Annotated in this window: 7 protein-coding genes; 2 read left to right on the top strand and 5 right to left on the bottom strand. The window is 40.2% G+C overall.

Features of this window, described 5'->3' with window-relative positions; genetic code table 11:
- Nucleotides 1–51: 51 nt before the first annotated feature.
- From EHQ52_RS02010 to EHQ52_RS02030, 5 genes are all read right to left on the bottom strand, one after another.
- Nucleotides 52–1,059, bottom strand: coding sequence for a putative solute-binding protein (locus tag EHQ52_RS02010; protein WP_135613616.1), 1,008 nt, complete (start codon nt 1,057–1,059; stop codon nt 52–54).
- Nucleotides 1,060–1,113: 54 nt separating this feature from the next.
- Entirely contained in the window at nt 1,114–2,112 is a 999-nt protein-coding gene (locus EHQ52_RS02015) for a hypothetical protein (protein ID WP_135613617.1), read from the bottom strand.
- Between the two features lie 128 nt (nt 2,113–2,240).
- Nucleotides 2,241–3,815 (bottom strand): BTAD domain-containing putative transcriptional regulator, encoded by a 1,575-nt coding sequence (locus EHQ52_RS02020; RefSeq protein WP_135613618.1) that lies wholly within the window; start codon nt 3,813–3,815, stop codon nt 2,241–2,243.
- A gap of 374 nt (nt 3,816–4,189) precedes the next feature.
- Nucleotides 4,190–7,903, bottom strand: coding sequence for an Ig-like domain-containing domain (locus EHQ52_RS02025; protein WP_135613619.1), 3,714 nt, complete (start codon nt 7,901–7,903; stop codon nt 4,190–4,192).
- 5 nt (nt 7,904–7,908) lie between these two features.
- Nucleotides 7,909–11,490 carry a hypothetical protein gene (locus EHQ52_RS02030; RefSeq protein WP_135613620.1) on the bottom strand — a complete coding sequence of 1,194 codons (3,582 nt, stop codon included), beginning with the start codon at nt 11,488–11,490 and terminating at the stop codon, nt 7,909–7,911.
- Between the two features lie 438 nt (nt 11,491–11,928).
- On the opposite strand from EHQ52_RS02030, the gene EHQ52_RS02035 reads away from it, so the two are divergent.
- Nucleotides 11,929–13,071 carry a helix-turn-helix domain-containing protein gene (locus tag EHQ52_RS02035; RefSeq protein WP_135613959.1) on the top strand — a complete coding sequence of 381 codons (1,143 nt, stop codon included), beginning with the start codon at nt 11,929–11,931 and terminating at the stop codon, nt 13,069–13,071.
- 157 nt (nt 13,072–13,228) lie between these two features.
- Nucleotides 13,229–14,299 carry a fatty acid desaturase gene (locus EHQ52_RS02040; protein WP_135613621.1) on the top strand — a complete coding sequence of 357 codons (1,071 nt, stop codon included), beginning with the start codon at nt 13,229–13,231 and terminating at the stop codon, nt 14,297–14,299.
- The last annotated feature ends 113 nt before the right edge of the window (nt 14,300–14,412 follow it).

The raw sequence follows: 14,412 nt of genomic DNA on the forward strand, positions 1-14,412 counted from the left end.
TAAGAGTAGCGGGAAAGATTTTTCCCGCCTTTTTTGTGTTAGTTTTGGAAATTATTCCAGGTTATCCGCGCACTCAGTCGCTTCTTTATCAGCGCTGCAACGGACCCTTTTCATTAATTTCAGGATGGTAGGATGATATACTTTTTTGTCTCTCAGCCTGATCCTTACTTCTCTGAATTTTTCGAAATAATTCTTTTGAAGATCTTTTGGAACTTCTATCCAATACTTAGCCGGAATTTCTTGCTCTGCCTTTTTGGTTAGAGAAAGCATTGCATCGAACTGAGTCGCAGCCCATGCTCTGGAAGTATTTCCAAAACCATCTGCAAAATCCTTATGACGAGCTACGATTTGGAAAGTCAATTGTCCGATTGGAAAACGAACGATCCCACCGTTTGGAGAAATACCTTTCATCAATTCCAAAGGTTTGATCCCGATTGCAGGAGAATAACAAGCATCCGCTCTTCCGTTATTGAAAATACCCGCAAAAGTAGCGATCTCAGCAGGAACCATAGAAGCTCCTACGATATCCACCATAGTAGTGGCAGCTTGGTCATAAGTTAAAGTAGCGATCTTTCTTCCAGCTAGGTCCTTGATATCTTTCAGGTTTTTGTCCCTTAGTAAAAGATAAACTGCGCCACCAGGGAACATAGCCATGGTCTCGTAGTCGCCGTCTGTATTTAATTCTCTTACTTTAGGATTTGATAATGCTTCGATTGTTTTGCGGAGAAGGTCATAACTTGGCAATGCACCGATCGCTTCGATGGATCCTGATTCATGTACATAACTTCTTACTCTAAGAGAAGTTAAGAATGCCATATTACATTTTCCGGCTTTGAAGTCGGAGTTAGCTACCACTTCGTCTGTGTAAGCTTTTAAGTCTAGACGGATTCCCCATGTTAAAGCTTGTGCCTGGTATCTTTGTGCTGCTTTAAACACGTCTCCATGTGCGCCGGAAGGATCGAATACACACATGGATCGATCCACAGTCTCCGCTGCTCCCACACCTACGGACATCCAAGTCCCGAGAATGATTACCGATAGAATGAGAAACTTCTTCATATAGTTTTTTCTCCTTAAGGTCCCTTTTTTTTCGTTTTCCACCCAAGAACCCGCTCAAAGATCTTTTAACAGATCGTCTTCTTCTTTATTGTTTTTCTTTTTTCCAGGGAAAGAGGAGAAATAAATCGGCCCTCTATGCCCAGTCTCTTTCATCCAAATTTTATCAGATTCATGACGTGATAAATTTTCTGCAAATGCCTCTAAGAAACGATACTCTTTCTTAGCAGGGATTTGGCTTAGAACTTTAGAATGTTCTAATATAAGTTTTTTGATCTTCTCCACATCACCTTTTCCGGCAGCGGCTTGGATCTGAAATGCGCGAGCAAGACGAACACCTTCTTTGTCGCCAATCTTAACTGCTTCTTCCATTTGTTTAATAGGATCTTTTCCTTCAGGAGTTGCACCTGGAACGGAAAGCCATACTACAGCTTCCAGCGCCAAAGGAGTTCCCCACCATTTTTTAGGGTCTAAACATTTAGAAGCTCCAGCAACTACGCTTGGAACATCTCGAGTAATCCCTGCATATCCTTGAGAAGCAAAATCGTGAAGTATTGCGAGTAATCCAGAAGAAAGTCCTACTAAATAATATAACTCTTCGTCTTCGCTGATAGAAGGACATTTTCCGTTCCATTCTCCGAAGTATTGAAGAAATCTATTATGAGCATCCCCGTATCTTTTTGCAGCAATTCCATGCCAACGGATCTGTCTAGCCTGGTTATCCAGTGCTTCTTCTCCCTTACCTTTACGAACTGATGCAATATATAAAAGTTCAGCCTCTTGCGCTTGTTTTTCTGCGCACATCCCTGCTCCCATCTGCGCCACCATAGTAGCCAATTCCACAGAAGCACCGGTTCTTTCAAAGGAAGCTACTAATGGTCCGAGTGCAGTTCCTCCGTTACAGATCGCATCCAAATCATCGGAAGCAAGGTAATGAGGGACCAAATGGTCTTGGGCATAAGAGTTTAAGGTTTTGCCAGTAACTCTATATACGATGGAACAGTTTGCCAGGGTAATTGTAACAATCGTTACAAAAAAAAGGATTCGTTTATTCATTTTATTTCAGGGGTTATTTTTTACTTAGAATTTGGGGGATTCTGGAAGAACGTACAGAAGGGATTTACTTCGTCCAATATTTTTTTTCTAATGAGTGTTTTATTTTATAGTGCAGTGTTTCCTAACAATCAACTCACCGGAGAAGCAACACGGATCTTTTCAATGAGCGAAACTGTCTCTTGGTCAGGTTCTACACCTAATTCTTTTTTCAGGATCTTCTTCATATCCTCAAATTTGCGTAGAGCTTCATTCTTACGATCAAGAGATTGTAAGGACTCGAAATGAAATCTCCAAGCTCTTTCGTCCAGATCATCCAAACGGATCCAGCTTTCAGAATCCGAAAGTAGAGAATTTGCATCCCCTGCTTTCTGAGCATATTCACATAGAATTCTATAAATTTCGATCAGGTTCTTACGTAGATATTCACGTTTTAGTTCTGATTCTGGGAAATACAGATCGAATTCGAAAAAGTCTCCAGTATATAATTCTTTGGCTTCTCTATAAGATTGAACCGCTTCTTCTTCCTTTTTGTTACGAAGAAGTTTGCCTGCAGTCTCAAATCTTTTCTCGAATTCCACAAAGTCTGCTTCTACAAGATCGGGATGGAAGAATAATCTATCCTCTGCGAATACAACTGCTTCTGGGTTTCCTAATATCTTACGAAGACGGAAAAGTAATGCATGTAAACTATTGAGAGCATTTTTCTCAGACATACCAGGCCAGAGATTCTCTAATAATTCTTCTTTATGGACACCTTTTCCAAAACGAACTAACAGTAGTTTAATGAGTTTGAGTAGTTTTTTCTTACTGGAATATTCAGCTGCCGGGATCTTTTTCCCATCCAGATCCAATTCCAATGGACCAAGTGCTCTCACACTCAACTTTTTAGGATTGCGGCCCTTCTCTTTATTAAGTTTAGGATCGGAACCTTCTCCGCTTATATCCTTAGGTGATCCAAAAGAAGTAGCTTCCGGCTTAGTAAGCCATTTGGAAACTGATTCCTTGAATTCCATTCTGACTTCCCTTTCGGATTTATTCACCGTAAGGAAGCTATCCACACAGAACATAAGGATCAAGAAGCTAAAATGAGAAGTATAAGGGATTCCAAGTAGATCACTCGCGACCAAAATGTCCGCGATCAAGCTCGCGAAAAATAGCACTAATCCGTAGAATAGGAAATGGTTCCTGAATCTGTTCTTTCGGAACTGATTCATCACCTTTATCACTGTCCATATAATCATCATTATCCCGGAAAGGAAGATAAACTGCATGATTGTAGGCTGATCTGTTTCATAGATCACTATTCCCAAAGAAGGGAAATGTTTCGGATGAGCAACGCTCATTGTATAAGCGTTTGGATCCTGCAAGAGTATCCCTGCAAGGATCAAATACATGAACACGTATAGAAGAATGAAGTCTCTGCTAAAAAGTTTTTTATAATTATTTACGAAAAGCACGATAAACGATGCAAATATAGCCGCTATCGCATTCTCCATTCTTTCCCAAATCAAAGCTTTTTCAGGATTATCTACATTGATTGTTTGGATAAAACAGAATAGATACCCGCCATATGCAACTTGCAATAATGCAAAATACAGAAGGTATGCTTGTTTCCGATTTCTAAAATATAAAACTAAATTATGAATCGTACGGTAGACTAGTACAGTCACCACCAAGTAACATGAAAGCTGGTAATACGTCATATCCACTTTTCGTTTCCTATCTTATTCGGATTCCTGCAACCCATTTATGAAAACGGGACAAAAAATGTGACTAAATGCTCACTATTTTTAAAAGCAAGTATTTGAATAAGTTTCCTTTTCATTTTTATAAAATTATCGAGCACGTTCTAACGATCGTTATGAAATAACGAATGATGTTCGATAGTAATTCGAACAAAAACTTTTGCGAAACTGTAGCAAAAGAAAATCAAAACTGCATAATATAACTGAGTGAGTCTTCACTCATAAGCTTTTTCTAATTTAGTTATCCAACAAGTTCCTTAAAAAAAAACCGAAAGGGTTTTTTACCCTTTCGGTCATTTCGAAATCTAATTTTTCGAAATAGCTAGGAGTGTTTAAGGGCAGACAATCAGAGATGCAGGATCTGTTACAGCTTGTCCTACAAATCTCATTCCTCCTAACAGATACGGATCTGCAACTTGAGGAGAATTCAAGGTGAAGAATTGTACCTTATCACTCTTCGCACTGATCGCACAGGATTGAGTTCCTGCAGGGTTGATCAATTTAGGGAAAGTGATGTCTGGAGGCATTGGTATTTCTTTCATAATACTGTTTACCATTGGGATCACCAAGGTGGTGACTAACGGAGAGATTACTGATTTAATACCATCAGGGTCCAAACCGAATGGATTGTAAGTTTGTCCTTCTAAAACTTCTACAGAGTAATCCAAGTTATTGATTGGATCTAAGATCACCTGAAGCGCATTCAAATTAGCAAATGCAGGGTTATTAGTAGGGTTAGAGAACATTTTGAAACGGAAGTCTGCATCCGCAGCAAAACTGATCCTAACTGTTCCCAAAGTTTGTTGGTAACCATTCGCTCTTGTATCTGCTTGGCATTCTGTTAGTTCTTCATCCACAAGACCTGTGCAAGAAGTTGGCTTCTTAGCAATGATCTGTAATTGCATTTCAGTAAAATACAATCTCATCTTAGGTATTCCAGCGGAAGTCATAGGTTTAAACTTCACGTTAGGAGCATGAATTGGAGACATCACCATATCGATATCATCAAAAGATTTTACTGGAGGTGCAATCGCGTTAGAACCATTCAGACCTTGCAATTTGTTTCTTCCTGGCACAAGGATTGTAACCAAAGGAGAAGCTTTTAAGAAGGAAGTTGTCAGCGCGAATAGAGGATCCGCACCTGCGAAAGCGTTCATTCCATCGATGAATGCCTTATTCAGAACGATATCTAGTCCCCTTCTCTGCCATAAATGGAATGCAGCCTGAGAAATTGTATCAGTATGCATAGAGATCAAGAATCCAGGATTAGCTGCGGACTGGCTGAACTGATAAGTAGAAGGAGGTGGATTCGCAGCAGTCCAAGTCCTGGTGGTAACCATTCCAGTTTTTCCAGATTGGGTTCTTAGTCCAGCTGGAGGATTATAACCGCTTGTGAACGCAAAGTCCAAAGAAGTCACAAGACCTTTATTGGTTCCATCATGTTTGATCGCCGCATCTGTATTCAGTTTAAACTTCACTGTTAATGGGAAGTTTCCAAGAGGTGCAGGAAGGTAACTTGGTAAAGTAATGGTTACTCCAGTATCTCTTAAGTCAGCAATCACTGAGTTCAGAACGTTCGGAGCGATCCTTTGCACGATATCTCTGAGCATATACTGTGTGATGATCTGTTTTACTTGATCCACAGTCAGGTTCGCCATATTGCTCAACTCTTCTCTACCTACGAGAGCTTCGATGATAGTGTTAAAACCTTCACTACCATGAATATAAGTCATTGGAGCCGTATACATGAAGTCAGAAGTATCTTCTCCAGGATATAAACCTGCTAAAGACATATGTAACGGGTTTGCCCATGGACGAATGAAGAAGTTATTCGAATTAGAGAGTATCTGTGCAATGCTAGGATTATCAGGGAAATAATCATCATTAACAGTGAATGGAGTTTTAACGGTCATATTGATCAAACCGTCAGAAGTCACAGTCATGTTGTTACGAGTACGAGCTAAAGCCAAACGAGGTTTTGAAAGTTTTACGTCGTTCCAATCGTAACCTGCTGGATTTAAAGTTCCTTCTACTGCAGGATCCCAGTTCAACTTAGCAGTTGTTCTGAACACTAGTAGAGCTCCAGGCCCGTTAAATGCCCCATACCAGTCTTCAAAACGAGAGACTACTAAGAGATCCACTTCAGTGTATCTGGATTTTAGATCTAGACCTAGTCCAGGATTAACTGCACCAGAACCAGGGTTAACTTTTAAGTCAGCAACAACGTTTCCTAATTGGGTTCCGGTTCCTGCAGAACAACCATGAGTTGCATTATTGGATCCACAACGAACGAACTTAGGAAGTCTCATATCCGTTACATAAACGTCCAATGTAATCGCAGCACTTCCGTCTGCAATTCCACCAGAAGCTACATTTAAGATAGCGCTGTATTTAGAGAATGGTCCCGGAGCGATTTTTTCGATATGATAAGAATCGAAGAAACATGCTGGGAATGCACAATCCAATAAGTCTTTTCCCGCTGATGTGATATCTCCATCTGGTCTACCAAATGCAGAGAATACTGTAGAAGTATACCCATTGCTTTTATAAGATTTCGCGTCGGTAGGATAATGGCAAAGACTCCAAGCTGCCTCACCCCAATGGAATAGATTTTTACAAGCCTGAGGGTAATTCGCGTTATTCTGGTTTTGACCACAATTATTATTATTATAAATAGTCCACCATTGGTCTCTATCTATCCCATTTCTCTCTTTAGGGTGATAAGGAGGTCCGTTATCCGTAACACAGTCTGGGTGTCTTACCCAACAATATCCTCTTCCCGCACCGCCAGATTTAGCTCCAAATACTGGGATATAATCGAAATCTTTAAATGCAGCTTCGTTTGCGTTACCGGACATCTTACCGTCTTGTCTCATACAAGCTTCGCCGATTGTCCAAGCTCCGTTCTCAAAGAATTTTTTCTTAGGAAAGTCAGGCATTCCCAATAAGAATTCTTGGAAAGTACGAGGTACTCCGGTTGCATCTTTTACTTTGAATGCGCCTGTAGTATATTTCTGGATGGCTTTTCCTAAGAACGGAAGCATTTGGGCTTCGTCCATCACACCGTTTGCCACGTAAGGAAGAACACCATTCGCGTTCTCCAATCTACCGTAGTTAAAGCTGAAATACTTACGGAAAGTTTTTCCGTTAGTAGTAGCGATCTCATAATAGTAGGTATTCCCACCAACAGTTGGAGGGACTTGAGAAGTACTTAAATTCAAAGAAATAGTAGCACTCATAGAACAAGGAGGAGTTGTACAAATATCTTGAGAAGTGTTAGAACCAATCTTTTTCAAAAGAACGGATTGGATATAATTCTCTCCCACTACAGGACTTGAATATGTGGAGGCCAATGTTAAAGCTGCGGACTGGTCGAATGTCATATCATTCGTTCCATTCAGAGTGTATTGGCTTCCTTGGGTGATCTTATTTGTAAGACTGTAATCCAATCCGGTTCTGAAGGTGACCGTATAATTTTCTAGGTTAGCCCCGCCTATTGTGGCTGCATTCGGATTAATTGTAAGAGTATAAGTCTCAGCAGGTTTTAACTCTCTATACGGATTAAAACGAAGTTTCTGACCACTCATCCAGTAGAATTCTCCACCAGGAGTCGGCCCAATTAGATTTCCACTAGCTCCAGTGATTGTAAAGTTTGGCTCTACAGTAGTCTTATTCATTGGGTGAGAAAACCGGATCTCTAACTCTTTGTATCTGTCCACGTTTTCAGTAGAGTTAATGAATAAGGTAGCCTGAGGATTGGTGGAACCAAAATCTACAGGTAGAACTGCAGTATCGTTATCCACACTGTTATATGGAGGTTGCAGATTCGGATTCGCTCCGAATATTCTTCCTCCTGAAAAGAATCCCAGGTCGAAAACATCCGACATTGCAAATCCTTTCATTTTTTCAGGGCTACATCCTAAGATGCCCGCCCATAAAAGTGAAAGTATCGCGAGTTTGATTCCTTTATCGACATTAGAAACTTTTTTATTTTTCAGATCCATTTCCAGCCCTCGACTTATTTTTCCCAAAAAAATTCTCTTCATTATTCTCACCGGGTGAATACCGTAACGAACCTATCCCAATAGGTGTCCGAGTTTTCATCTTCGTTAAATCTGTCATAGAATACGAATCCATCCGGGAATTGTTTTTTACCCGTAGAAGTAAGATCCGCAAAAATACCCATCAACACTCCTGCCGTATAGATCAGTGAGCTTTGGTCTTCTCTTTGTGTTTGTATCATATCCGACACCAAAAGTTTTTTAGCGTCTTTGAATATTGATTTGAGTGAATAAGGACTTCTCATATCCGCTTCTAAGTAAGAATAGAATTCTCCCGTCTTAACTATACCCATCAACACTCCCACGGTGCTTCTTCCGTAAGGAGCGGAGACTTGTGCTAAGTCGGCCGTATCTACACTTAATAAATTCGTAATTAAATAATCCTGGGTGCTGGTATTATCACGAGTGAGTCCCCCAAGAAGATCCACTATCCCAGTCAACTGAACGTTTGTAGGAATATTATCTATGATCATATCCATAGAGAAATCCAAAGTTGGGATCAGACTATAAACAGAATCAGGATCGAAATAATCTCTGAGACGAACTGCCCAGTTCCCTAACCTGTCCCATTCAGGATCATAAATATTCGCAACACGAGAGTCAGGGAATGCAGCGAGCATATCTCTAACTTCTCCCAGGTAAGCTTCTAAGTTAAATTGAACTGCTGTTGGACTTTCATTCGCGAGTTTTATCTCTCCGATCAGGTCCGCAATCGATTGGAATGTTAGAAGTGCTCCACTTGCTCTTTCAGGTTTTCCCATCTCTGCAAGCATTTGTACGAATGTGGAAAGAAGGTCAGTTCTGGACATTAGATTCAGTAGTCCGTCTTGGTATCTTCTTTCGTTTTCCGCTAAGATAGAAAGTGGAGAACGTACTGGTTTACTGGAAACAGGATCCAAGTATCTGAAGAAATATTCCCCTTCAGTTGCAGAGTTACTTCTTACACTTGAATCAGAGTTTACGATCTTAACAACATCGATCGTTCTTCCACCACTATTAGGTTCTGGATCGGTGATCCTTGCAAGAAGAGGTCTTGTTAATGCTGCACTCAGTCCAGTCAAGATCTGGAATGGGTTTTTGTTCAAACCTGGATTTGCTTGGTCGTCCAAGGTCCATGCAAGAGAAAGTATCAAAGGAAGAAGTCTATTTCTCTGTCCCCAAGCTTCCTCGACAGATTTTCCGTAAGAAACATTCGCACCAGAAGGAAGAACCTTATCAGGAGTTAAGAAAGAAAGTCTTTCCATCACCGCAAAGTTAGCTGCGATTACTTGAGGAATTACTCCATAAGAATTTTCAGGATCAGGATAGAAGATACTATAAACAGAAGCATCTCCCAAACTATTGAAGGTCAAGGAGCTTGCGCCGCTCGTTCCATAATCCCAAGCTTCCAGATAGAACATACTGTCGCCAGGAATATCAGAATAATTCTCTTGAAGGATAGGAACTCCAGGTTGTCTGAAATTCGGCTGAGTAGAACTTGCACATCCTGGCTTTAAGAAAGTATTTTTAATTTTCCAGATCGCATTGATACGATCTGCACATGTAGATCCGTCTTGTAAAACTGGTCTTGCGTTCATCAAACCAGTCATACCGTTAGCGATCAGGGTAACAAATGCAGCCATTTTGTATGGAACTCCCGCACCCAAAGAAGCGCGAAGTGGGATCACAGCCACCATACGTTTTTCATGAAGAAGCCACTGGAAGTTCTTATAAAGCGCTTCCTCGTCTGTATTCACTGCTCTTTCAGTAGTATTGTCTTTTGGAATTTCCCAAACAGGGATACTCCAACCTTTTGCTCCGGAAGCGTTTGCTCCTGCTGCTACTGGAGTGAAAGAATTATTTGCTACAACTGCATTTGTTTCTCTTCCGCCTGGACCAACCCATTTACAGATTGTTCCACCGCTACAAGAACCACTGGCAGTATTTGAAACCTTTACTCTATATTCCGAAGTATTCCAAGATTCTTTATAGATCAGGTCTACACCGTTCGAATCTCTATATAGTTTTCCATCCAGAGTCAGAACATTTCCGTTAGAATCTACGCGGTTCTTATTATAATAAGGCCCGCCGCCTGAAATCAGAACTGTGCGGATCAATTTCATAATGAATGGAATTGTTTTAGTATAAACAGTGTCGTTTGCTGCTGGGATAATAGTTGGATCTGGAGCTTCCAACAGAGTTAAAGTTGGAGTATTGATCCCTATAGAAAGTGCAGTCGGAGTGGTTGCATCCGCATTCTTAAACACGGCAGCGTCTGCAGAACTTTGGTTCATGAAAGCTTTGATACCGATATTACCGGTCATCGCAGATTTCATAGAATAGATACTGTCTCCTACAGTAAGAACACCGCCAGTCATAGGACCGCCGTTTCCTGAACCGTTAGGCTCAAGTCTCATCATAGAAGTATCTGCAGGATTTTCCCAACGGAATCCATAAGTGTCGGATAAAGTCAGGATGAACATTAAGGATTCTAATGCAGTAATTGGGCTACTAGTGATATTCGCAGGATCAGCTCTATCTAAGCCAGAAGCATCCATACGAATTAACTCGCGAAGAGAGTGATCCACACCAGTTATTCCAGACGCGAAGTCAAACTTGGCGAAATTTTTAGCCATCTCCAAGGAAAGAATAACGTTCGGATCGGAAGTATAATTTCCTCCTCTTCCAAGCATTGGCCTCAGATAGCGGAAAGATTCACTAAGAACGGTAGCAAATTCAGTAGGATAAGTAGCATCTCTATAATCAGCAAAGGCTGGATCAGAATAAACAGAACCGCCCGCAGTATAAAATTTTTCTAAATTAACTACCAGGTTTTTCAGAACTGTCTCAGAAGATTTTGCATCGCTGAATCCTGCCCTTTGTCGGAAGGATTTTCCCAAGGCTCCTATCATCTGGATCAATTTTTCTTTCATAACTCTATCAGAAATGAGAGAAGGATCTACCATCCCTTGTAAAAGACCGGTGATCGCTTGTTTTGCATTTGCGTTTCGGTTGATTGCCTTATCCAGCACATCTTCCAATTCTACAAAAAGGATACGAATTTCAGGATCTTTTAATACTGCAGAAACCTCTTTAAACTTGGTTTCCATAGTTTCTTTAGAATAATTTGTGTACATGTACTTCAAAGCAGTTTGGCTAAGAGGCGCCATATTACGAAGTACAGGTCTACGATACGTGCGTAAGGATTCTAACCATGGCTGGAGAACATCGAATGCGTTATTTGGAGCCTTCTCTATACGATCCAAAAGAGAATGAACTCTAAGAAGAGACTGACGCACATGAGCTTCCGGTTTTAGCAGAAGATCACCGGAAACTCTTAAGAAACCCACGATATCCTCTCTATAAGGAATAGTCATGGATGACTCTAATTTAAGATTAAAATTAATAGGTTCTAAACTTTGGAAACCTGATTTGATAGAAGGATAATCATCGAACAAATTAAAAAGGCGAATTCCTTTATAATCGATATTATCGTAAAAAGTATCCGCGCTTGATTTATCCCCGCCTGCCTGACAGCCCATCCCCAGAGCCAAACATAGCGAGAAAAGAATGTGTGCTTTCTTTATATTCATATCTATTAGCTTATCCTAACAGTTTCTTTCCAAGTGTGGACAGCATAGCGATCGCTACATAAAGCGGGCTTATATCAGGCTTATATTTCCGGCGCATTTGAAAAAAAATAAGCGAGACTCTATAAAAAGTTTCCGGCTGATTTTGGGTTCTTTTTAAAATAACAATCGTTATTCAATATAAGACTTTTCGATTGAAGGTCTCAATCTATCTTTTGAGACTTCGATTTTGTCCATTCGAATTAAAACTATATTACAAAAAACGAAACTACCCTTCTATCCCTTGTGAGATGGATTAAAAAGAACGATCGTTTTATAAAATTTATTCTAGATTTCGTTCTAACTTGTAGAAGGTACTACAAAATCAACCTCAGTCAGAACGACTCCAAATCGCTCAGGGAATTCTTGACAACTTGCTCAGTTTTTTTCATTCTCCCTGCCATGCCTCCAGACGTAATGGGAAGTCATAGTTACTACAATTCAGGGATTTGGTTCCAGGTCCTTTGGGCAATCACCCAATTCGGGACTGCACTCGGAATTCTAATGTCCCTCGGACAGCTTGTTATGGAGAATAAGTCGGCTCTAAACAGGCTTTTGGCCTTGATTTTCCTGATTTTGGGTCTGCTACAGGGTAGCTTTCTACTATTAGTTTCAGGTTTATACATAGAATTTCCCAGAATTTCTCTTATCCAATTCCCACTTATCGCATCGGTTGGCCCTATTCTATTCGGAATTCATAGTGTAAGCCAGGACAGAGAGTCAGATGAAATCTCCTACTTAGGATTCGCAAAGAAACATCTGATCCTTCCTGGTCTTGTTTGGGTGGTATATTTCCTGGCAGTGTTCCTTCTTCCCCAAGAATGGATCTTAGAAAAGATCTCTATTTTTTTAAGAGAAACTGGTTGGAATGAGGGGGAGATCTTACTTTCTTCTCCCATATTAATCCTGATTTTTTATATTTTACTCATCCTAAAAGGAAGTTCTGACCTACTACGGTGGGAGATCCTACAAGAAGAATGGACCGCGAGGATTCTCGCATTCATGGTAATTTCTACATTCGTGAATCTTGGATTCGGTGCAGTTTATTTATCCAGTAAGTCGCCTATCTTTCTTCTAGCATGTTCAGCGATGATGGGGATAAGTCTTTGTCTCGCCTACCTGATCGGGCATAAGCGGCCTGCATTCTTTCAAGTTCTTCAAGAAGTAAGCCAGGCCACCAGGCAAAAATATGAGCGTTCCCTACTTACCGGAGTGAACAGAAATGCGCTTAGAGACAGCCTTATCCAACTCATGGAAAAAGAAAAATTATATAGAGATGAGAAGTTGGGACTCGCAGATCTTGCAGACGAACTTGCGCTTTCTACCCACCAGGTCTCCGAATTGATCAATCAGGAGCTTGGAAAAAATTTCTCCGCATTTGTGAATGATTATAGGATCAAAGAAGCATGCGAACTTCTACAAAAAGAACCAGACAGATCTATCTTGGATATAGCATTCGAAGTTGGATTCGCTACCAAGTCCTCATTTCATAGGGCGTTCCAAAAGTATACAGGCAAAACTCCTTCCGAATTCAGAGGAAGTTAATCAATTTGGCTCCAAACTAATCGTGCGCTCTTAAAAAAAGTTAGTAAAAATTTATAGATTGGGACCAAATTCCCAGTTGCATTCGATCAATTGAGACGACTGTTTTCAAAAATTTCCGTAAGATATGGATAACCGAAAACAAAAACGGAGGAAACCGATGATCGCCATTGCAGAAAGAGAGACGTCTCAGGTTCCAACCAAACTTTATACTATATTGTCCCAAAAAGAAAAAAGTAAGAAGATCATGAAATGGATCAGATTCAAGGACAGAAAACTACGTGGTAAATTCGAATTCTTAAAACACCAAGACCAATTAGGCCTAACGATCACTTTGGGTTCAGCTGCGGGTATGATCTTATTTGCGGGACTTTATATCGAAGGGATCATTCCTGCTTGGGCATGTATCCTAGCAAATGGAGTTCTTGCTTCTATTCTTCATGAAGTCGAACACGACTTAATTCATAATTTATATTATAAGGATAATCTAAAGATCCAAAACTTCATGTTCTGGACGGTCTGGATCTTTCGTGGAAACACAGTAAGTCCTTGGTATAGAAGAATGATACATACTCTTCATCATAAAGTATCTGGTCATAAAGAAGATATAGAAGAACGTTTGATCGGGAATGGAATGAAATTCGGATTAAAACGTTTTATCACCATGATGGATGGGAATATGTCCTTCTTATTCCAATCTCATATCCTACGTAGAGAAGCTCCTAAATTTAAAAGAAGTGAGATCACTCGTTCCAGTTGGCCTTATCTAGTGATCTATTTTCATTTATGGTATAATTTCTTATTCATTAATCTTTTTTATATTGGAAATGAATTATTAGGAAAACCTGTAGAAGTCCCCGCTTGGTTGGATACTGTCCGCCATTTCTTGAATATTTCAGCTGTGGTTTATACAATTCCAAACTGGATCAGACAAACAAGCATCCAAATTGTTTCTTCTAATATGCATTATTATGGAGATGTAAAAGGACTTCATGATCAAACTCAAGTGTTGAATTCTTGGTTCTTATTTCCTCTTCATCTATTTTGTTTTAATTTTGGAAGCACTCATGGAATCCATCATTTCGTAGTGAATCAGCCTTTTTATCTCAGACAAGCGGTGGCGCCTTTTGTTCACCCTGCAATGAAACGTTACGGGATCAGATTTAATGATTTCGGAAGTATTTTCAGGGGGAATCGTTTGGGTAAAAAGGAAGCCCTAACAGCGGCTTAAAGATCATATTCTTCTTTGGTATGGGATTCGGGTGAAAGCCCGGATCCTTCTTCTTTTCTTGATTATTACAAATCATAGAAATCATTTATAACGCAAAAGTAATTCCTTTCCGT

This window comes from Leptospira koniambonensis (assembly GCF_004769555.1).
Taxonomy (GTDB): domain Bacteria; phylum Spirochaetota; class Leptospiria; order Leptospirales; family Leptospiraceae; genus Leptospira_B; species Leptospira_B koniambonensis.